The sequence below is a fragment of the Tepidimonas fonticaldi genome (assembly GCF_001675355.1).
Lineage (GTDB): Bacteria > Pseudomonadota > Gammaproteobacteria > Burkholderiales > Burkholderiaceae_C > Tepidimonas > Tepidimonas fonticaldi.
Genome location: NZ_LZDH01000012.1, coordinates 18,101 through 38,132 on the forward strand (window position 1 = coordinate 18,101; position 20,032 = coordinate 38,132).

General features: G+C 71.3%; 21 protein-coding genes. 12 read left to right on the forward strand and 9 right to left on the reverse strand.

From position 1 onward, the window contains the following. Positions 1 to 86: 86 nt before the first annotated feature. Positions 87 to 1,019 (forward strand): GGDEF domain-containing protein, encoded by a 933-nt coding sequence (locus A9O67_RS02045; RefSeq protein WP_231960172.1) that lies wholly within the window; start codon positions 87 to 89, stop codon positions 1,017 to 1,019. Positions 1,020 to 1,025: 6 nt separating this feature from the next. Here A9O67_RS02045 and A9O67_RS02050 read toward each other — a convergent pair whose 3' ends face one another. From A9O67_RS02050 to A9O67_RS02080, 7 genes are read right to left on the reverse strand one after another with little or no spacing between them, the layout of a single operon-like run. Continuing rightward, complete coding sequence (locus A9O67_RS02050) at positions 1,026 to 1,268, reverse strand: DUF1289 domain-containing protein (RefSeq protein WP_068606905.1); 243 nt, start codon at positions 1,266 to 1,268, stop codon at positions 1,026 to 1,028. Positions 1,269 to 1,277: 9 nt separating this feature from the next. Continuing rightward, on the reverse strand, positions 1,278 to 1,784 hold the full coding sequence (locus A9O67_RS02055) for a YbaK/EbsC family protein (protein ID WP_068606907.1): 507 nt from the start codon (positions 1,782 to 1,784) through the stop codon (positions 1,278 to 1,280). Then, on the reverse strand, positions 1,785 to 2,717 hold the full coding sequence (locus A9O67_RS02060) for a hydroxymethylglutaryl-CoA lyase (protein WP_068606909.1): 933 nt from the start codon (positions 2,715 to 2,717) through the stop codon (positions 1,785 to 1,787). An 18-nt stretch (positions 2,718 to 2,735) separates the two neighbouring features. Then, positions 2,736 to 3,656 (reverse strand): 2-hydroxyacid dehydrogenase, encoded by a 921-nt coding sequence (locus A9O67_RS02065; protein ID WP_068606911.1) that lies wholly within the window; start codon positions 3,654 to 3,656, stop codon positions 2,736 to 2,738. Between the two features lie 59 nt (positions 3,657 to 3,715). Continuing rightward, on the reverse strand, positions 3,716 to 5,761 hold the full coding sequence (locus A9O67_RS02070; RefSeq protein ID WP_068606913.1) for an acetyl-CoA carboxylase biotin carboxylase subunit: 2,046 nt from the start codon (positions 5,759 to 5,761) through the stop codon (positions 3,716 to 3,718). 13 nt (positions 5,762 to 5,774) lie between these two features. Further along, complete coding sequence (locus A9O67_RS02075) at positions 5,775 to 6,554, reverse strand: enoyl-CoA hydratase/isomerase family protein (RefSeq protein ID WP_068607088.1); 780 nt, start codon at positions 6,552 to 6,554, stop codon at positions 5,775 to 5,777. Between the two features lie 14 nt (positions 6,555 to 6,568). Continuing rightward, the gene (locus tag A9O67_RS02080; RefSeq protein WP_068606915.1) at positions 6,569 to 8,176 is read right to left on the reverse strand and encodes a carboxyl transferase domain-containing protein; all 1,608 of its coding nucleotides are present in this window, start codon (positions 8,174 to 8,176) and stop codon (positions 6,569 to 6,571) included. Between the two features lie 75 nt (positions 8,177 to 8,251). Between A9O67_RS02080 and A9O67_RS02085 the strand changes: the two genes are divergently transcribed. Beyond that, on the forward strand, positions 8,252 to 9,352 hold the full coding sequence (locus tag A9O67_RS02085) for an AraC family transcriptional regulator (RefSeq protein WP_068606917.1): 1,101 nt from the start codon (positions 8,252 to 8,254) through the stop codon (positions 9,350 to 9,352). On the opposite strand, the gene A9O67_RS02090 is transcribed toward A9O67_RS02085, so the two are convergent. Further along, the gene (locus A9O67_RS02090) at positions 9,328 to 9,747 is read right to left on the reverse strand and encodes a YchJ family protein (protein ID WP_068607090.1); all 420 of its coding nucleotides are present in this window, start codon (positions 9,745 to 9,747) and stop codon (positions 9,328 to 9,330) included. The two genes, A9O67_RS02085 and A9O67_RS02090, sit on opposite strands and share 25 nt — an antisense overlap. A gap of 133 nt (positions 9,748 to 9,880) precedes the next feature. Here A9O67_RS02090 and A9O67_RS02095 point away from each other — a divergent pair, with 133 nt between their 5' ends. From A9O67_RS02095 to A9O67_RS02110, 4 genes are read left to right on the forward strand one after another with little or no spacing between them, the layout of a single operon-like run. Continuing rightward, positions 9,881 to 10,891, forward strand: a complete 1,011-nt coding sequence (locus tag A9O67_RS02095) for a sulfate ABC transporter substrate-binding protein (RefSeq protein ID WP_068606919.1) — start codon at positions 9,881 to 9,883, stop codon at positions 10,889 to 10,891. A 2-nt stretch (positions 10,892 to 10,893) separates the two neighbouring features. Beyond that, positions 10,894 to 11,931, forward strand: coding sequence for a methionine ABC transporter ATP-binding protein (locus A9O67_RS02100; RefSeq protein WP_068606921.1), 1,038 nt, complete (start codon positions 10,894 to 10,896; stop codon positions 11,929 to 11,931). Next, on the forward strand, positions 11,924 to 12,601 hold the full coding sequence (locus A9O67_RS02105; protein WP_068606923.1) for a methionine ABC transporter permease: 678 nt from the start codon (positions 11,924 to 11,926) through the stop codon (positions 12,599 to 12,601). The genes A9O67_RS02100 and A9O67_RS02105 overlap by 8 nt, the downstream gene beginning before the upstream one ends. A 42-nt stretch (positions 12,602 to 12,643) precedes the next feature. Beyond that, complete coding sequence (locus tag A9O67_RS02110) at positions 12,644 to 13,441, forward strand: MetQ/NlpA family ABC transporter substrate-binding protein (RefSeq protein ID WP_068606925.1); 798 nt, start codon at positions 12,644 to 12,646, stop codon at positions 13,439 to 13,441. Between the two features lie 27 nt (positions 13,442 to 13,468). Here A9O67_RS02110 and A9O67_RS02115 read toward each other — a convergent pair whose 3' ends face one another. Next, complete coding sequence (locus A9O67_RS02115) at positions 13,469 to 14,008, reverse strand: peptide deformylase (RefSeq protein ID WP_068606927.1); 540 nt, start codon at positions 14,006 to 14,008, stop codon at positions 13,469 to 13,471. A 109-nt stretch (positions 14,009 to 14,117) separates the two neighbouring features. Between A9O67_RS02115 and A9O67_RS02120 the strand changes: the two genes are divergently transcribed. From A9O67_RS02120 to A9O67_RS02145, 6 genes are read left to right on the forward strand one after another with little or no spacing between them, the layout of a single operon-like run. Then, positions 14,118 to 14,609 carry a CoA-binding protein gene (locus A9O67_RS02120; RefSeq protein WP_068606928.1) on the forward strand — a complete coding sequence of 164 codons (492 nt, stop codon included), beginning with the start codon at positions 14,118 to 14,120 and terminating at the stop codon, positions 14,607 to 14,609. Positions 14,610 to 14,653: 44 nt separating this feature from the next. Continuing rightward, positions 14,654 to 15,973, forward strand: a complete 1,320-nt coding sequence (locus A9O67_RS02125; RefSeq protein WP_068606930.1) for an O-acetylhomoserine aminocarboxypropyltransferase/cysteine synthase family protein — start codon at positions 14,654 to 14,656, stop codon at positions 15,971 to 15,973. 39 nt (positions 15,974 to 16,012) lie between these two features. Then, complete coding sequence (locus tag A9O67_RS02130) at positions 16,013 to 16,768, forward strand: c-type cytochrome (protein WP_068606932.1); 756 nt, start codon at positions 16,013 to 16,015, stop codon at positions 16,766 to 16,768. Then, the gene (locus A9O67_RS02135; protein WP_068606934.1) at positions 16,765 to 18,072 is read left to right on the forward strand and encodes a c-type cytochrome; all 1,308 of its coding nucleotides are present in this window, start codon (positions 16,765 to 16,767) and stop codon (positions 18,070 to 18,072) included. Before A9O67_RS02130 ends, A9O67_RS02135 begins: the two co-directional genes overlap by 4 nt. 35 nt (positions 18,073 to 18,107) lie before the next feature. Then, positions 18,108 to 19,340 carry a sensor histidine kinase gene (locus A9O67_RS02140; protein ID WP_068606936.1) on the forward strand — a complete coding sequence of 411 codons (1,233 nt, stop codon included), beginning with the start codon at positions 18,108 to 18,110 and terminating at the stop codon, positions 19,338 to 19,340. After that, positions 19,337 to 20,002, forward strand: coding sequence for a response regulator (locus tag A9O67_RS02145; protein WP_068606938.1), 666 nt, complete (start codon positions 19,337 to 19,339; stop codon positions 20,000 to 20,002). The genes A9O67_RS02140 and A9O67_RS02145 overlap by 4 nt, the downstream gene beginning before the upstream one ends. Positions 20,003 to 20,032 lie beyond the last annotated feature (30 nt).

Below are 20,032 nucleotides of genomic sequence, written 5' to 3' on the forward strand. Positions count from 1 at the left end.
CCCGGTCGGCCAATGTCCCCATGCCCACCGGCTTGCTTGCGCACCCATGCCCCCGCCGGTCGCCGTTCCTGGCGACGGGGTGGGCCATGGCATGGCGGCGGTTAGGGACGCTGCTCCTGGGGTGGATGCTTGCCCTGTCGGTCTGGGCGGGCGACGGCGTCCTGGTGCAGCGGCTGCCGTCCGGGCTGCCGCTGACGGGTCAGGTGGAAGTATTGGCGGACCCGGAAGGCACGTTGACCCTGGACGCCGTGCGGGCCGCGGGGCCGGCGCGCTGGTACCTGGCGGGCCAGGGCGCGCTGTTCGTCATGGTGATCGCGCTGGTGCTGGTCAACCAGGGCGTGCTCCACGCGCCGTTCGTGCTCGCCAACGGCCTGCAGATCGGCATCGTGGCCGAGCTGGTCGTCTTTGCCATCGCCCTGAGCCGCCGCATTCGAGCCCTGCAGGAGGAGCAGGCCGTGCTGGGACGGCGCGCCGCCGACCTGGCCGAGGCCGCAGCCACCGACCCCCTGACGGGCCTGGCCAACCGGTCGGGCCTGGCACGCGCCGCCCAGCCGCTGCTCGGCGGGGACGGCGAGCACGCGCTCATGCTGCTCGATCTGGATCGCTTCAAGCCGGTCAACGACCGCCACGGGCACGAATGGGGCGACCGGGTGCTGCAAACCGTCGCGCGGCGGCTGCAGCAGCAGGTGCGCGAGACGGATACCGTCGCCCGCCTGGGTGGGGACGAATTCGTGATCCTGCTGCGCGACCAGCGCGACGCCCAACTGCTGCTGTCGCTGGGGGAGCGGCTCGCCCTCGCCGTGGCCGAGCCCATCCGCAACCAGGGGGTGGAGGTGGCGGTGGGCGGCAGCATCGGCATCGCGCGCTACCCCCGCGACGGGCGGCAACTGGCGGACCTGCTGCGCAGCGCCGACCGCGCCATGTACCGCGCCATGTACCGCGCCAAGCGCAGCGACCGGCGGGCCGCGCTGGCCGAACCCGCCGATGGCGCGTCGCCCGCACCGGCCGCCGCGGCCTGACGCCGCTCAGCCGAGCGCGGCCGCCTGCCGCGCCTCCACCGCCTGCCAAATACGGCGCCGGGTGGCATCGTCGCTGCCGCCCCAGGCGGCGATCTCGTCTAGCGTGCGCCAGCAACCGGCGCACAGGCCGCGGGCTTCGTCCATGCGGCAGACGCCGATGCAGGGCGACGGCACGGGCGCCCCGGCCGGGCTGCGGCGCAGCGCATCGGCCAGCGACAGGCGGCGGCGAGCGGGGGGATTCGTCGTCATGGGCGGATGTTAGCGGGCGGTGACATCGGCCACCGGGGCCCCGGTCCATGCCCGCAGCTCCGCCGGGGTCAGCCGAAACACCGCATGCGGATGCCCCGCCGCGGCCCAGATCACGTCGAAGCGAAACAGCTCGGCATCGATCAGCGTCACCGGGGGGTGGGCGTGCGCCAGCGGCGCCACCCCGCCGATCGAAAACCCCGTCGCCGCCTTGACGAACGCCGCATCCGCCCGCCCCAGCGATTGGCCCGGCGCACACACCAGCGGGGCCACCTTGGCCTCGTCCACGCGGCGGTCGCCGCTGGTGATGACCAGCACCGCCGCATCGTCCGGCAGCCGGCGGAAGATGATGCTCTTGGCGATCTGACCCAACGCCACGCCCAGCGCATCGGCCGCCTGTTGCGCCGTGCGCGCGGCGTCGTCCAGCATCACCGGCTCGTGCCCGGCACCATGGCCCTGCAAGGCGGCCGCGACGCGGCGCACCCCCTCGGGCAGCGGTTTGACCTGCGCGCCACACACTCAGCACCTCTCTGCTGCGGACGCGCGCTTGGCCAGCAGGGCACGCCCGACGCGCGACCCCGTCGGACGCCCCAACCGTTCGCTGATCCAGGCGCCGGTGTCGGCCAGCGCCTCCAGATCGATGCCCGTGTCGATGCCCAGGCCGTGCAGCAGATAGACCACGTCCTCGGTGGCGACATTGCCGGTCGCGCCTTTGGCGTAGGGGCAGCCGCCCAGCCCCGCGACCGAGGATTGAAAGTTCCACACCCCCATCTGCAGCGCCGCCAGCGTGTTGGCCAGCGCCTGGCCATAGGTGTCGTGGAAATGGCCGCTGATGTGGTCGATGTCGTAGTGGGCCAGCGTCGCCTCGATGGCGCGCTGCACCTTCAGCGGCGTGCCCACGCCGATGGTGTCGGCCACGTCCACGCGCTGCACCCCGATACCCTTCATCAACCGGGCCAGCATGCCCACGCGCTCGGGCGCGATGTCGCCCTCGTACGGGCAGCCCACGGTGCAACTCATGGCGCCGCGCACGGCAATACCGGCCTTGCGCGCCGCTTCCACCACCGGCGCAAAGCGCTCGATGCTCTCGGCAATGCTGCAGTTGATGTTCTTCTGGCTGAACGCCTCGCTGGCCGCACCGAACACCACGATCTCGTCCGGCCGGTCGGCCAGCGCCGCCTCGAAGCCCTTGAGGTTGGGCGTGAGCACGGAGTAGCGCACGCCCGGCTGGCGGGTGATACCGGCCATGACGGCGTGGTTGTCGGCCATCTGCGGCACCCATTTGGGGCTGACGTAACTGGTGACTTCGATCTCCCACAGGCCCGCGGCCTGCAGGCGGTGCACGAGTTCGATTTTGACCGCCGCGGGCACGGGCTGCTTTTCGTTTTGCAGGCCGTCGCGCGGGCCGACGTCGATCAGGCGGACACGGGCGGGGTAGTTCGCGGTACTCATGGCAGGGTTCTGGGTCGTTCAATAGCCGCGCGCCGGATCGACGACGCCGCGGATCGGCTCGCCGCGCTCCAGCGCGAGGATCTTGCCGGCAATCTGGGCGATGCTCTCATCGCGCAGGGTGCGCGCGGCCGTGTGGGGGGTGACGGTGATGCGCGGATGCCGCCAAAACGGGTGCCCGGCGGGCAGCGGCTCGGTCGCAAACACGTCCAGTGCGGCACCGCTGAGGTGGCCGCTGTCCAGCAGCGCGAGGAGGTCGTCTGCCACCACATGGGCCCCGCGCGCGACGTTGATCAGGTACGCCCCGCGCGGCAGTTGGGCCAGCGTCTGGCGGTTGAGCAGCCCGCGCGTCTCGGGCGTCAGCGGCAGCAGATTGACCAGCACACGGCTGCGCGCCAGAAACGGGGCCAGCCCGTCCGCGCCATGAAAGCTGATCACCCCTGGCAGCGCCTTGGGGCTGCGGCTGTAGCCGATGACGGGAAACTCGAACCCCTGCAGCGCCTGCGCGACGCGCGTGCCCAGCACGCCCAGGCCCAGCAAACCGACGGTCCAGTCGGCGCGCCGCTGCGGTTTGCGAAAGGCCCACCGCTCCTCGCGCTGGGCCGCTTCGTAGGCGTCGAACTCCCGGAACTGGCGAATCACCGCGTGGCAGACGTATTCGGCCATTTGCACCGCCATGCCGGCGTCGTCCAGCCGCACCACGCGCAGCCCCGGGGGCAAGCGCAGGCGCAGCAAGGCATCGACTCCGGCGCCGATGTTGAACAGGGCGCGCAGGCGCGGCTGCTCGTCGATGAAGCGCTGCGGCGGCGCCCAGACGACCGCATAGTCCGCCGGGGGCGCCCCCGGCGTCCACTCGCTGACGGCGGCGCCGGGCAGCGCGGCGCGCAGGCCGGCCAGCCAGGGCTCGGCCTTGGTATCGGTGCAGCAAAACGTCAGGTGCATGGCCCGCAAGCCTAGCGCACTCGGCAGGGGCGCGCTGTCGCACTGGGTCAAGCGCCGGGTCAGGCGCCGCCCAGACGCAGCAGCTCGGCCCCGTCGGCCACCTGATCGCCGGGCGCATACAGCAGCTCGGCGACGGTGCCGTCGGCCGGGGCGGCGATGGTGTGCTCCATCTTCATCGCTTCCAGCACGGCCAGCGGCTGCCCCTTCTTGACCGCATCGCCAGCCTGCACCAGGAAGGCGACGACCTTGCCCGGCATGGGCGCGGTGAGCCGCCCGCCCTCGGCCGCCGCGTCACCGGCGTGGGCCAGCAGGTCCACCTCGACGATGGCGGCCGACCCCTGCGGGGTGAACAGATGCAGCCGTTCCCCCTGGGCGTAGACGGTGGCGCGCCAGTCCTCGCCGGCAAACGATACCCCCAGCGCCCAGCCGCCCCCGGGCGCGTCGCGCCACGCCAGCGCGCCGGCGGTGGCGGCTTCGCCCTCGCCCACCACCAGCCAGCGGGAGCCGTCGCGGCGCCAGGTCAGGCGGGCCGGCACGGTGTCCTCGCCCCACTGGAAGGCGAAGCGCCGGCTGCGCTCGCCATGGCTGGCAAAGCCGTCGCGCGCGCGCCAGGGGTCGTGCCCCTCGGCACTCGCCTCCTGGGCGGCCTGCGCCTCGGTGGTCAGGGTGTGGGCGACCGCGATCGCCACCGCCGCCGTCAACGAAACCGGCTGCTGGCCAAAGAGGACGGCGGACTCGCGCGCGATGAGCGCCGTGTCCAGCCGCGCCTGCGCGAACGATGGGCTGCGCACCACATGGCGCAAAAACGCCACATTGTTGGCCACGCCGACGATGTGCAACTGCGCCAGCGCCTGGTCCAGCCGCGCCAGCGCCTGCTCGCGCGTGTCGCCGCGCACGATCAGCTTGGCGATCATGGAGTCGTAGTGCGGGCTGATGGTGTCGCCCTCGCCCACGCCGTCGTCGATGCGCACATCCGACACGGCAAAGGCGCTGCACGTCGGCTTGCGGTACACGCTCAGTCGGCCCGTGGCAGGCAGAAACTGGTTGTCCGGGTTCTCGGCGCAGATGCGCGCCTCGATCGCGTGGCCCTGCAGGCGCAGGTCGCGCTGGGCCAGGGGCAGCGGCTCGCCCGCCGCCACGCGCAACTGCCACTCGACCAGATCCAGCCCGGTGATGGCTTCGGTCACCGGATGCTCGACCTGCAGCCGGGTGTTCATCTCCATGAAGTAAAAGCGCATCGCCTCGGGGTGGTCGTACCCCTGTGGCTGCTCGACGATGAACTCCACCGTCCCCGCGCCCACATAGCCGACCGCGCGCGCGGCCGCCACGGCGGCCAGCCCCATGCGCTCGCGCAGCTCCGGCGGCATGCCGGGGGCGGGGGCCTCCTCCAGCACCTTCTGGTGGCGGCGCTGCACCGAGCAATCGCGCTCGAACAGGTAGACCGCGTTGCCGTGCGCATCGGCAAACACCTGGATCTCGATGTGGCGCGGGCGCTGCACATATTTTTCGATGAGCACCGCCGCGTCGCCAAAGCTGTTGAGCGCCTCGCGCTGGCACGAGGCCAGGGCGTCGTCGAAGGCCTCGGGCGCCTCCACCAGCCGCATGCCCTTGCCGCCGCCGCCCGCGCTGGCCTTGATCAACACCGGGTAGCCGATGCGGTCGGCCTCGGCCTTGAGCAGGCGCGGATCCTGATCGGCGCCGTGGTAGCCGGGTACCAGCGGCACGCCGGCGGTTTCCATCAGGCGCTTGGACTCCGCCTTTAGACCCATGGCGGCGATGGCCGACGGCGGCGGGCCGATGAACACCAGCCCCGCGTCCGCGCAGGCTTGCGCAAAGCCCTCGTTTTCGCTCAGGAAGCCGTAGCCCGGGTGGATGGCCTGGGCGCCGGTGGCCCGCGCGGCCTCGATGATGCGCTCCCAGCGCAGATAGCTGTCCTTGGGCGCGGCGCCGCCGACGCACACCGCCTCGTCGCAGGCGGCGACGTGACGCGCCTGCGCATCGGCCTCGGAGTACACGGCGACGGTGCGGATGCCGAGCCGGCGCGCCGTGGCGGCCACGCGGCAGGCGATCTCTCCGCGGTTGGCGATCAGAATTTTGTGGAACATGGGGTCGACTCCGTCACGCCAGCCACTGGGGCTTGCGCTTGTGCAGGAAGGACTGGACACCCTCGCGCCCTTCGGCGCTGGCGCGGATGTCGGCAATGGCTTCGACGGTGCGGGCCACCAGGGCATCGTCCAGCAGGGCCCCGGCGACGTCGCGCACCAAGCGCTTGGCGGCAGCCACGGCCGCCGGGCCGGCGCTGCACAGGGCCTGCACGATGGCGTCCACCCGGGCGTCCAGCGCGTCGGCCGGCACCACCTCGTGCACGAAGCCGATGCGCAGCGCCTCGGCCGCGTCGAAGCGCTCAGCCGTCAGAAAATACCGGTGCGCCGCGCGCGCGCCCATGGCGCGCACCACATACGGCCCGATGGTGGCGGGAATCAACCCGAGCTTGACCTCGCTGAGGCAAAAGCCCGCGCTCTCCACCGCGACCGCCACGTCGCACGCCGCCACCAGCCCCATGCCGCCGGCGTACACATCGCCCTGCACCCGGGCTACCGTGGGCTTGGGACATTCGTGGATCGTGCGCAGCATCGCCGCCAGCCGGCCGGCATCGGCCAGGTTTTCGTCGCGGCTGTAGTCGGCCATGCGGCGCATCCAGTTCAGGTCCGCCCCGGCGCAAAACGCCGGCCCCTCGGCGGCCAGCACGATGGCGCGCACATCGTCGCGCGCGCCCAGTTCGGCAAATGCCGCGGTCAGCTCGGCGATCACCTCGTCGTTGAAGGCATTGCGCAGCTCGGCGCGCGTGAGGGTGACGGTGGCACGGTGGCCAGTCACGGCAACGGTCAGGTTCCCCATGGTCGCCCCCTTGCTCACATGCGGAAGACGCCGAAGCGGGTGTCCGGAATCGGCGCATTGAGTGCCGCCGACAGCCCCAGCGCCAGCACGCGGCGCGTGTCCGCCGGGTCGATGACGCCGTCGTCCCACAGCCGCGCCGTGGCGTAGTAGGGGTGCCCCTGGCGCTCGTACTGCGCGCGGATCGGGGCCTTGAACGCCTCCTCCTCCTCGGCGCTCCAGGTGCCGCCCTTGGCTTCGATGCCGTCGCGCTTGACGGTGGCCAGCACCGAGGCCGCCTGCTCGCCGCCCATCACGCTGATGCGGGCGTTGGGCCACATCCAGAGGAAGCGCGGCGAGTACGCGCGCCCGCACATGCCGTAGTTGCCAGCGCCGAAGCTGCCGCCGATGATGACGGTGAACTTGGGCACCTGCGCGCACGCCACCGCCGTCACCATCTTGGCGCCCGCACGCGCGATGCCGGCGTTCTCGTACTTGCGGCCGACCATGAAGCCGGTGATGTTCTGCAGGAACACCAGCGGCACCTTGCGCTGGCAGCACAGTTCGATGAAGTGCGCGCCCTTGTCGGCGCTTTCGGCAAACAGGATGCCGTTGTTGGCGACGATGCCCACCGGCATGCCTTCGAGGTGCGCAAAGCCGCACACCAGCGTCGTGCCGTAGCGCGCCTTGAACTCGTGGAACTCCGAGCCGTCCACGAGGCGCGCGATGATCTCGCGCACGTCGAACGGCTTGCGCGCATCGGTCGGGATGACGCCGTAGAGCTCCTCGGCCGGGTACAGCGGCGCGCGCGGCTCGCGGCGCGCCACCGGCCAGTCCTTGCGGCGGTTCAGCCGCGCCACCGCCTCGCGCGCCAGCGCCAGCGCGTGCAGGTCGTTCTCGGCCAGGTGGTCGGCCACGCCCGACAGGCGCGTGTGCACGTCGCCGCCGCCCAGATCCTCGGCGCTGACGACCTCGCCGGTGGCGGCCTTCACCAGCGGCGGGCCGCCCAGGAAGATCGTGCCCTGGTTCTTGACGATGATCGTCTCGTCGCTCATCGCCGGCACGTAGGCCCCGCCCGCCGTGCACGAGCCCATCACCACCGCGATCTGCGCGATGCCCTGCGCGCTCATGTTGGCCTGGTTGTAGAAGATGCGCCCGAAGTGGTCGCGGTCCGGGAACACCTCGTCCTGGTTGGGCAGGTTGGCGCCGCCCGAGTCCACCAGGTAGATGCACGGCAGCCGGTTCTGCTGCGCGATCTCCTGCGCGCGCAGGTGTTTCTTCACCGTCATCGGGTAATAGGTGCCGCCCTTGACGGTGGCGTCGTTGCAGACGATGACGCACTCCACGCCCGACACGCGGCCGATGCCCGCGATCAGCCCGGCTGCCGGGGCGTCGTTCTGGTACATGTCCAGCGCCGCCAGCGGGGCGATTTCCAGAAACGGCGTGCCGAGGTCGAGCAGCATTTCGACCCGCTCGCGCGGCAGCAGCTTGCCGCGCGCGGTGTGCTTGGCGCGGGCGGCCTCGCCGCCGCCCTGCGCCACCTGGGCGATGCGGGCGTGCAGGTCATCGACCAGCGCGCGCATGGCGGCGGCATTGGCCTGGAAATCGGCCGAACGGGGGTTGAGTTGGGTGGCAATGGCGCTCATGGTGGCGCGATTGTCCCGCCGCACGGGCGCGCCGGCCAGCGGGCAAACCCGCCCGAATGGTTGCAGAATGCGCCAATGGCGTCGCGATTTCGCTCCCCTTCCCCCGCACCATCCCGGCCGGCGCCGGTGGCCGCTACGCCGGCTGCTTTCGCGCAGGCCATCGTGGCTGCGTATGGCCGCCGCGGACAGTCGGCCGCGGCGGCGCTGGCAGCGGCGGGGCTGGACGAGGCCGCGCTGGCGGCCCCGGACGCCCGCCTCACCAGCCTGCCCTTCGAGCGCCTGAGCGCCCACGCCATGCGCGAACTGGACGACGAGGCGCTGGGCTGGTTCTCGCGCCGGCTGCCCTGGGGCAGCTACGGCATGCTGGCGCGGGCCTCGCTGACCGCACCCGATCTGGGACTGGCGCTGGCGCGCTGGTGCCGCCACCACCGCCTGCTGACCGATGACGTGACGCTGACGCTGGAGCGCACCGGCGACACCGCCACGCTGCGTCTGACCGAACAGCGCGCGCCGGGCGCGGACATCGCCGATGCCACGGAACGCGCCACCACCCGCGAGTTCGCCCACGTCTCGCTGCTGCGCAACGCGCTCGGCCTGGCGGCCTGGTTCATCGACTCACGCATCGGGTTGCGCGAGGCGGCCTTCGCCTACCCCGCACCGCGGCATGCCGACGCCTACGCGGTGCTGTTCCCCGGCGCGCACGTGGGCTTTGACGCCACGCAGACGGTCGTCACCTTTGACGCGGCCTACCTGGACCAGCCGCTGCGGCGCGACGAGGCCGCCCTGCGCGCGATGCTGCAGCGGGCTGTGGCGCTGATGGTGCACCCGGACCGCCGCGACCGCCTGCTGGTCGAACGCGCGCGCACCTGGCTGCGCAGCCACCCGGACGGCGCCAGCGCTAAGCGGCTGGCCGATGCGCTGCACGTCTCGGTGCGCACGCTGCAGCGGCAGTTGCACGAGGCCGGCACGAGCGTGCAGGACCTGAAGGATCAGGTGCGGCGCGACCTGGCCACCGAGCACCTCCTGCGCACGCGCTGGCCCGTCAAGCGCATCGCTGCCCACGTGGGCTTCGACAACGAAAAAAGCTTCATCCGCGCCTTCAAGGCCTGGATCGGGCAGACGCCGGCCGCGTTCCGGCGCGGGGCGGGCGCTCAGCGCACCTCGCCGTCCACGTAGAACCAGCGCCCACCCTCACGCACGAAGCGGCTGACCTCGTGCAGGCGCTGGCCTCGGCCCGCGATGCGCGAGCGGGCCACGAATTCCACCTCGGCGTGGTCGGCGTCGAGGGCGCGGTGACGCTTCACATCAAGCCCCAGCCAGGTCACCCCAGGCTCCAGCGCCAGCTCCGCCGGCCGTGTGCTGGCGTGCCAGGTGGCCAGCAGGTGCGCCACATCGCCGCGCGCGAAGGCGGTGTAGCGCGAGCGCATCAAGGCCTCGGCGTCCGGCGCCGGCACCGCGGCACCGGGCTCGCGGTGCGGGCCGCAGCACGCGGCGTACGGCCGGGCGCGGCCGCGGGTGTCCTGACGTCCACAGGGGCAGGGGTCATCGGACTGAAACAGCGAAACGGCCATGGCGCCGGGATTGTGTCCGAGCATCGGCCAACAAAATAGATCATTTGGTTATTTATAAATAGAAAAGTATTGGTTCCAATTATTTAAAAAGGCCAACAACATACCGAGCAACGACATTTCAAGGAGTTGCCCCATGCACCGTCGCCAACTGCTCTCGACCCTCGCCCTGCTGACGGGGATCGGCACAGCGCTGCCCGCGCTGGCCCAGGCCCCCGCCCCGGTCACCCTGCTCAATGTCTCGTACGACCCCACGCGCGAACTCTACGTCGAACTCAACGCCGCCTTTGCCCGCGCCTGGAAGGCGCAGACCGGCCAGGATGTCACCATCAAGCAGTCGCACGGCGGCTCGGGCAAGCAGGCGCGATCCATCATCGACGGCCTGGAGGCAGACGTGGCCACCCTGGCGCTGGCCGGCGACATCGACGCGCTGAACGAGCACGGGCAGCTCATCCCCAAGGACTGGCAAAAGCGCCTGCCGCACAACTCAGCGCCGTACACATCGACCATCGTGCTGGTGGTGCGCCAGGGCAACCCCAAGGGCATCAAGGACTGGGATGACCTGATCCGGCCCGACGTGAAGGTGATCACGCCCAACCCCAAGACATCGGGGGGCGCGCGCTGGAACTACCTGGCCGCCTGGGAGTACGCCAAGCGCAAGTACGGCAGTGACGCCAAGGCCCGCGAATTCGTTGCCAAACTGTATGGCAACGTCCCGGTGCTGGACACCGGCGCACGGGGCTCGACCATCACCTTCGCGCAACGCCAGCAGGGCGATGTGCTGATCGCCTGGGAGAACGAAGCCTACCTGCTGGAAAAGGAATTCGGCACCCGCTTCGACATTGTCGTTCCGTCGCTGAGCATCCTGGCCGAGCCACCTGTCACGGTCGTGGACAAGACCGTGGACCGCAAAGGCACGCGCAAGGTTGCCGAGGCCTACCTGCGCTTCCTGTACACCGACGAAGCCCAGGACATCATCGGCCGCCACTTCTACCGACCGCGCTCGCAGCAGGCGCTGGCCAAACACGCCCAGCAGTTCCCGCGTCTGCCGCTGTTCACCATCGACGAGGTTGGCGGCTGGGCCCACGCCACGCGCACGCACTTCGCCGACGGCGCCTCGTTCGATCAGATCTACACGAAGCGCTGACCATGATCGAACTGCGGGGTATCCACCATTGGTACGACAGCGCCGGCGGACGCGTCCATGCCCTGCGCGGCGTGAACCTGACGGTGCAGCCGGGCGAGGTGTTCGGCATCATCGGCCGCAGCGGCGCGGGCAAGAGCTCGCTGGTGCGCACAATCAACCTGCTCAACCGCCCCACCGAAGGCACGGTCACCGTGGCCGGCCAGGCGTTGACGCAACTGGACGCGGCGGCGCTGCGCGCCGCCCGGCGGGAGATCGGCATGATCTTCCAGCACTTCAACCTGCTGTCGTCGCGCACGGTGTACGACAACGTCGCCCTGCCGCTGGAGCTGGCCGGGCTGTCGCGCGAGGCGATCCGCGCCCGCGTCATGCCGCTGCTGGAGCTCGTCGGACTGGCAGGGTTGGCCCAGCGGTACCCGGCGCAGATCAGTGGCGGACAGAAGCAGCGCGTGGGCATCGCCCGGGCGCTCGCCAATCAGCCCAAGGTGCTGCTGTCGGACGAGGCCACCTCGGCGCTGGATCCCGAGACCACGCGCGCCATCCTGGGCCTGCTGCGCGAGATCAACCGCGAGCTGGGCCTGACCATCGTGCTGATCACACACCAGATGCAGGTGATCAAACAGGTTGCGCACCGGCTGGCGGTGATGGAAGCAGGCGAGATCGTGGAGCAGGGCGACACGCTGGCGGTGTTCAGCCAGCCGGGGCATGACGTGACACGGCGCCTGCTGGACGAGGTGATGCCCAGCGAGCTGCCGCCGGCGGTGCTGGCGCGCGTGCGCGCACTGATCCGGGCGGACGGGGCCGGAACCCGGCTGTGGCGCGTGAGCTTTGCCGGCGAATCGTCAGACCGGCCCCTGATCGCAGACCTGGTGCGGCGCTTCGGCCTGGACCTCCACATCGTGCACGGGCAGATCGACGAGGTGCAGGGGCGGCCCTTCGGCAACCTGGCGGTGCTGGCCCGCGGCGCGCAGGAATCGCTGCAGGCTGCGGTGCGCCACCTGCAGGGTGCCGGCCTGCGCGTGCAGGAGGTGGCCCATGGCTGAGTGGCTCTCGACCCACTTTCCCCCTGCGCTGATCGAGCTGTTTGTCGATTCGCTGGGCGAGACGCTGGTGATGGTCGGCCTGTCGGGCCTGGCCGGTGCCGTGCTCGGCATTCCGCTGGGCGTGCTGCTGCGCCTGACGGATCGGGGCGGCGTGATGGAAAACGCGGCCTTCAACCGCACCGTCGGCGCACTGGTCAATGCCGTGCGCTCCACGCCGTTCATCATCCTGCTGGTGGCGATCATCCCGCTGACGCGGCTGCTGACGGGTTCCTCGATCGGCACGGCCGCGGCTGTCGTGCCCCTGACCGTGGCGGCGGCCCCCTTCATCGCGCGGCTGGTGGAGGCCTCGCTGCGCGAGGTGGACGCCGGCCTGATCGAGGCGGCGCAGGCGATGGGGGCCACCCATACGCAGATCGTCTTCAAGGTGCTGCTGCCCGAGGCCGTGCCCGGCATTGTGGCCGGCCTGACGATCACGCTGGTGAGCCTGACGGGCTATTCCGCAATGGCCGGCGCCATCGGCGGTGGCGGCCTGGGTGACCTGGGCATCCGCTACGGCTACCAGCGCTTCATGCCCGAGGTGATGGCTGCCGTGGTGCTGGTGCTGATCGTGTTCGTGCAGGCGGTTCAGAGCGCAGGCGACTGGCTGGTGCGGCGCCTGAGCCACCGCTGAGCTGGATTTTTCACCCTTCTTTTTTCCGACAAGAGGTCATTCATGCAAAAACGTCACTTGCTTCAATCCGCCGTCGCCCTGGCCGTGGCATGGTCCGTGGGCGGCCCCGCGCTGGCGCAGGACAAGCCCCTCAAGATCGGCGTGACGGCCGGGCCGCACGCGCAGATCTTCGAGCAGGTCAAGAAGGTCGCCGAGAAAGACGGCCTGAAGATCCAGATCATCGAGTTCAGCGACTACGTGCAGCCCAATGCCGCGCTGGCGGCGGGCGACCTGGACGCCAACAGCTATCAGCACAAGCCCTACTTGGACCAGCAGATCCAGGACCGCGGCTACAAGTTTGTCCCGGTGGGCTACACGGTCAACTTCCCGATAGGCATTTACTCCAAGAAGGTCAAGCGACTGGAGGATCTAAAGGAGGGCGCGCGCTTCGGCATCCCGAACGACCCGACCAACGGCGGGCGGGTGCTGCTGGTGCTGCAGGACAAGGGGTTGATCAAGCTGCGGCCGGAGGCGGGTCTGAAAGCCACCCCACTGGATGTGGTGAGCAATCCCAAGAAGCTGCGCTTTGTCGAACTGGATGCCGCCCAACTGGCGCGCTCGCTGGACGATCTGGACGCCTCTGCGGTCAACACCAACTACGCCCTGCCCGCCGGCCTGCACCCGGGGCGCGATGCCATCGCCCAGGAGAGCGCCAAGAGCCCCTACGTGAACCTGATCGCCGTGCGCGAGCAGGACAAGGACAAGCCGTGGGTGTCCAAGCTCGTCAAGGCCTATCAGTCGGAGCCGGTGCGGCAGTTCATCCTCACCGAGTTCAAGGGCGCCGTGTTGCCTGGGTTCTGACACCGGCCGCAGCGCCAGCCGATCCGGTCAATCATCCGGCGTATCGGGCAGCCCCGGAAACAGCACCTCCACATAGCCCAGTTGCGTGAGGTCCGTCATGCGCGTCGGGTACAGCCGCCCGATCAGGTGGTCGCATTCGTGCTGCACCACCCGGGCGTGGAAGCCCTCGACCTCGCGTTCGAGCGGGCGGCCGTGTGCGTCAAAGCCGCGGTAGCGGATGCGCCGGAACCGCGGCACCCGGCCGCGCAGGCCCGGCACCGAGAGGCAGCCCTCCCAGTCCGTCTCCTGTTCATCGCCCAGCGGCCCGATCACCGGATTGATGAGCACGGTGGGCGGCACGGGCGGGGCTTCGGGGTAGCGCGGGTTGGGCCGGCCCGTGCCAAAGATCACCACCTGCCAGTCCTCCCCGATCTGCGGGGCCGCCAGACCGGCGCCGTTGGCGGCGGCCATGGTGTCGCGCAGATCCTGCAGCAGCGCCGGCAGGAAGGGGGCGCCAAAGTCGGTGACGGGCCGGGCGACACGCAGCAGGCGCGGGTCACCCATCTTGAGGATGGGACGGACGCTCATGGGAACGGATGCACGTGGGCGGATGGTGGATGATTGTGGCGGTTTTCCTGCACACCCGGACGTGCGCCCGGCACATCCACAAGGCCCCGCGCTGCCCTACACTGGCGCCATGAGCACCATCGCCGATCTGCGCCGCATCCTTGCGAGCTGCCGCACCCTGGCCGTGGTCGGCCTGTCGCCGCAGTGGCACCGGCCGAGCTTCTTCGCCGCCAAGTACATGCAGGCGCACGGCTATCGCATCGTGCCTGTCAACCCCGGAGCGACCGAAATCCTGGGCGAACGCTGCTACCCCAGCGTGACGGCCGCTGCACAGGCCCTGGCCGAGCGCGGCGAGCGCATCGACATGGTGGACTGCTTCCGCCGCAGCGACGACATCCCGCCGATTGCCGAGGAGGCCATCGCCATTGGCGCACGCTGCCTGTGGCTGCAGCTCGGCGTGGTGAACGAGGCCGCCGCCGCCCGGGCCCGCGCCGCCGGGCTGGACGTGGTGATGGACCGCTGCGTCAAGATCGAGCACGCCCGCCTGTTCGGCGGACTCAACTGGGCGGGGGTGAACACCCGCGTGATCTCGGCCAAGCGGCCCCACCAGCTGCCCTACTGAGGCCCCCTGACGCGCCGACCCGGCGCACGCGACGAGACGACCCCATGGCAGACCACGACTTCGGCTTCGGCACCCGCGCCATCCACGCCGGCGCCATCCCCGACCCGGTGACCGGCGCGCGCGCCACCCCCATCCACCAGACGACGAGCTTCGTGTTCGACAGCGCGGAGCACGCCGCCAGCCTGTTCAACCTGCAGACCTTCGGCAACGTCTACAGCCGCATCTCCAACCCCACCGTGGCGGTGCTGGAGGAGCGCGTCGCCGCGCTGGAAGGCGGTCGGGCGGCGCTGGCCTGCGCCAGCGGCATGGCCGCGCAGATGACGGCGCTGCTGGCCATTCTCAAGGCCGGGGACCACATCGTCGCCGCCTCCACGCTGTACGGTGGCACCGTGGGCCAGTTGGGCGTGGGCTTCCGGCGGCTGGGTATCGAGACCACCTTCGTCGACCCGTCTGACCCGGAGAACTTCCGCCGCGCGATCCGGCCCCAGACTCGCGCCCTCTATGGCGAGACGATCGGCAACCCACGCCTGAACGTGCTCGACATCGCCGCGGTAGCCCGCGTGGCGCACGAGCACGGCCTGCCGCTGGTGATCGACAACACCGTGGCCAGCCCCTACCTGTGCAACCCGTTCCAGTTCGGGGCGGACATCGTGGTGCACAGCGCCACCAAGTACCTCGGCGGGCACGGCACCACCATGGGCGGGCTCGTGGTGGAGTCGGGCCGCTTCGACTGGGGGGCGCCCGGCACGCGCGAGAAGTTCCCCGAGATGCTGGAGCCCAGCGCCGCCTACCACGGCGTGAAGTTCTACGAGACCTTCGGCGACTTCGGCTACACCATGAAGGCGCGCATGGAAGTCAACCGCACCTTCGGCGGCTGCCTGTCGCCACTGAACGCGTGGCTGCTGCTGCAGGGCATCGAGACCCTGCACCTGCGCATGCAGGCCCACTGCCGCAATGCGCTGCGGGTGGCGCAGCACCTGGCCGAGCACCCGCGCGTGGCCTGGGTCAACTACCCCGGCCTGCCCGACTCGCCCGACCACGCGCTGGCCCGCCAGCAGTTCCGCGCCATCGACGGCGCGCCCGGCTGCTCGGGCATCCTCAGCTTCGGCATCCGCGCCGACGACCCGGCCCGTGCGGGCGAGCACTTCATCGACGCCTGCGAGTTCCTGAGCCACCTGGCCAACATCGGCGACGCCAAGACCCTGGTCATCCACCCGGCGTCGACCACGCACCGCCAGCTCAGCGCCGCCGAACTGGCCGCGGCCGGCGTCGGCCCGGACATGATCCGGCTGTCGGTGGGCATCGAGGACGTCGAGGACATCCTCTGGGACATCGACCAGGCGCTGGACCAGGCGGTGGGCTGAGCCGCGGCGAAGTCGCCCGGCCGCGGCGACAATTGGGGCATGGGAACCCTGACCGCCTGGGCACGGGCATGGCGACGCGGCCTGGCCGCCGCCGGCCTGTGCCTCCTGACCACCGCCCACGCCGCTCCGCCTCCCGCCCGCCCCTTCGAGGACACGCTGGCGCAGCGCCTTCAGGCCTGCACGGTCTGCCACGGCGCCGAGGGCCGTGCCGCCCCCGACGGCTACTACCCCCGCATCGCCGGCAAGCCGGCCGGCTACCTCTACCACCAGTTGCTCAACTTCCGCGAAGGGCGCCGGCACTACCGGCTCATGGTGCAGATGGTGGATCCGCTCGATGACGCCTACCTCTGGACCATCGCCGAGCACTTTGCCGGGCTGAACCTGCCCTACCCGCCGCCGACGGCCGTGCGCCAGACGCCGGCGGAGCGCGCCCGCGGCGAACGGCTGGCCCGCCAGGGCGATGCGGCGCTGGGCGTGCCGGCCTGCATCCAGTGCCACGGCGCCCGCCTGACCGGGCGGCAGCCCCACGTGCCCGGCCTGCTCGGCCTGCCACGCGACTATCTGACGGCGCAAGTGGGCGCCTGGCGCACTGGCCTGCGCCGGGCCCACGCACCGGACTGCATGCACACCATCGCCGAGCGGCTGGGCCCGGAGGACGTGGCCGCCGTGGCGGGCTGGCTGGCCAGCCAGCCGCTGCCCGCCGACACCCGGCCCGACACCCCGGGCGGCCCACTGCCCATGGCCTGCGGCCCGCTGCGCACGCCGGCCACCGCGGCGGCAGGAGGGGGGCGATGAGCCGATCCCTGCACCGCTGGAACACCCGGGCCAGGGCCGCGCTGGCCGCTTTGGCCAGCCTGCTGGCGCTGGCGGCGGCCTGGCTGCTGTGGCCCGCCCGCCCGGTCGAGGTGGCGCGCCCCGACCCGCCCGCCACCGATGCCGCGACGGTGGAACGCGGGCGCTACCTGGCCACCCTGGGCAACTGCCAGACCTGTCACACCGCCCGGGGCGGTACGCCCTACGCCGGGGGCCGCGCCATTCCCACGCCGTTCGGTCTGGTCTACAGCAGCAACCTGACGCCGGGCGCGGGCGGCCTGCAGGGCTGGACCGCCGCCGACTTCTGGCGCGCGCTGCACCACGGGCAATCACGCGACGGGCGCTGGCTCACGCCGGCCTTTCCGTACAACAACACCACTCACATCACCCGGGCTGACAGCGACGCCCTATTCGCCTACCTGATGAGCCTGCCGCCTGTCGACGGGGCGCCACCCGACCATGCGCTGCGCTGGCCCTACGGCACGCAGGCGGCGCTGAAGGTGTGGCGGGCGCTCTACTTCCGCCCCGCCGAGGCGGCCTCCACCGCCACCGCGCCGGTGGGCGTCACCGCCGAGCGCGGCGCCTACCTGGTGCGCGGCCTGGGCCACTGCAGCGCCTGCCACGCCACGCGCGGCACCCTGGGCGGCAGCAACGACATGCTGGGCCTGGCGGGCGGCCTGATCCCGGTGCAGAACTGGTACGCCCCCTCGCTCAACGACCCGGCCGAGGCGGGCGTGCAGGACTGGACGGTGGACGAGGTGGTGCGCCTGTTCCGCGACGGCCGCGCGCGCGACGCCGCGGTGCATGGCCCCATGGCCGAGGTGGTGCTGCACAGCACCCAGCACTGGCGCGACGAGGACCTGCGCGCCATGGCGCTTCATCTGCAAGCGCTGCCGCGCCAGCCGGCCCCGGCGGCGAGCGCGGAGCCCACCCTGCTGCGCGCCGACGGCGCTGCCGTGTACCGACAGTACTGCGCCCAGTGCCACGGCGAACAGGGCGAAGGCATGCGCGGCGCGAACGGCGGCTGGGCCTACCCCCCCCTGGCCGGCAACCGCGCCGTCACCCTGGGCAACCCGGCCAACCTGGTGCAGATGGTGCTCAACGGCGGCTTCGGCGTCGCCACGCGGGGCCACCCGCAGCCCTTCGGCATGCCACCCTACGTGCTGGAACTGAACGACGCCCAGATGGCTGCTGTGATCACCCATATCCGCGCGCGCTGGGGCAACCAGGCGCCGCCCGTGAGCGAGCTCGACGTGCGCGAGTTGCGCGGTTCGTCGCTGCGTTGACGGGCCGGTGGCACGGCCCTTGCATGCCGGCAGGCATGGCCGTTGCCGCCTCCCTCCCGCCGCCGCCCGCTGCCGCGCCTGCGCCGGACGCGTGGTACGAGCGCCTGGGCCTGCTGCTCGAGTCGACCGGCGAGGGCATCTTCGGCATCGATCTGGACGGCGCCTGCGTCTTCATCAACCAGGCCGGCACCCGCCTGCTCGGTTTTGACACGCCGCAGCAGGTGCTGGGCCTGAACATGCACGACCTGACGCACCATTCCGATGCGTCGGGACACCCCTACCCGGTCGATCGCTGTCCCATCTTCAACGCATTCCGGCAGGGGCTGCCCTGCCGCATCGACACCGAGGTGTTCTGGCGCCGCGACGGCAGCGCCTTCCCGGTGGAATACACCAGCTACCCGATCCAGGACGGCACGCTGATCCGGGGGGCCGTCATCACCTTTGTCGACATCACGGCGCGCAAGCAGGCCGAGGCTGCGCTGCATGACGCCAAGGCGCAGTTGGAGGCGCGCGTGCGCGAACGCACCGCCGAGTTGCAGACCGCCCTGCAGCAGTTGCGGGAGCTGGCCATCCACTCCGAACGCGTGCGGGAGGAGGAGCGCACCCGCATCGCGCGCGAGATCCACGACGAACTGGGCAGCCTGCTGGTGGCGCTGAAGATGGACGTCAACTGGATGGACAAGCGCCTGTCGGAACAGGGAGCGCGCCAGCCCGACGAGGCCGAGCGCATGCGCGAGCGGCTGCGCTGCAAGTGCCAGAACATGAGCCGGCTGATCGAGTCCGCCGTGGACAACGTGGGGCGGCTGATCAACGACCTGCGGCCCAGCATCCTGGACCACCAGGGCCTGTGGGCCGCGCTGGAGTGGCAGGCGCAGGAATTTGCCGCCACGGCGGAGCTGGCCCTGGACTGGAGCATGGACGTGGCAACGGAGGCCGATCCGCCCGAGGCGGCGGCGATGGCGGTGTTCCGCATCTTTCAGGAGATGCTGAGCAACGTGGGGCGCCATGCCCAGGCGCGCACCCTGCAGGTGCGCATCGGCTTCGGCGACGCCGGCCTGCACCTGCAGGTCCGCGACGACGGCCGCGGGGCCGATCCGCGCGTGTTCGAGTCGCCGCAGGCCTACGGCATCCTGGGCATGCGCGAGCGCGCCCGGCACCTGGGCGGCCGACTGTTCCTGCACAGCGCACCCGGGCAGGGCTGCACGCTGACCCTGGAGGTACCCGCGGCGGCGCTGCGCCCCTCGGCGTCCACGGAGGCAGACGCATGAACCACCCGAGGACGCTGCGCGTGCTGATCGGCGACGACCACCGCATCGTGCGCGAGGGCCTGAAGCAGGTGCTGGCCGAGGCCGAAGACATCGCCGTGGTGGCCGAAGCCACCACCGGCGACGAGGTGCTGGCGCAGGTGCGGGCCGCCGGGTCCGGGGCCCTGGACGCCGTGCTGCTGGACATCGCCCTGCCGGGCCGCGACGGGCTGGATGTGCTGCAGAGCCTGAAGCGGGAGCAGCCTGACCTGCCCGTGCTGATGCTCAGCACCTACCCGGAGCGGCAGTACGCGGTGCGCTGCATCCGGCTCGGGGCCGCCGGCTACCTGAACAAGAGCGCCGACCCCGACGACATGGTGGCGGCCGTGCGCAAAGTCGCCGGCGGCGGCCTCTACGTCACGTCTGCGACGGCCGAGGCGCTGGCCGCCTCGGTGGGGGGCCACGCACCGCGTCAGGGCACCGAGGCGCTCTCGCACCGCGAGCACCAGGTGTTCCGCCTGCTCTCGCAAGGGCTGAGCGTGAGCGAGATTGGTGCGCGTCTGGGCCTGGCCGCCAACACCGTGAGCACCTACCGGGCCCGCGTGCTGGAAAAGACCGGCGCGCGCAACGACGTCGAGCTCGCGCTGCTGGCCGAGCGGCTCGCCCGCGGCGCGGCCCGCCCCTGAAGCACCGCCGCAGCCCCCCCCACCGACCCC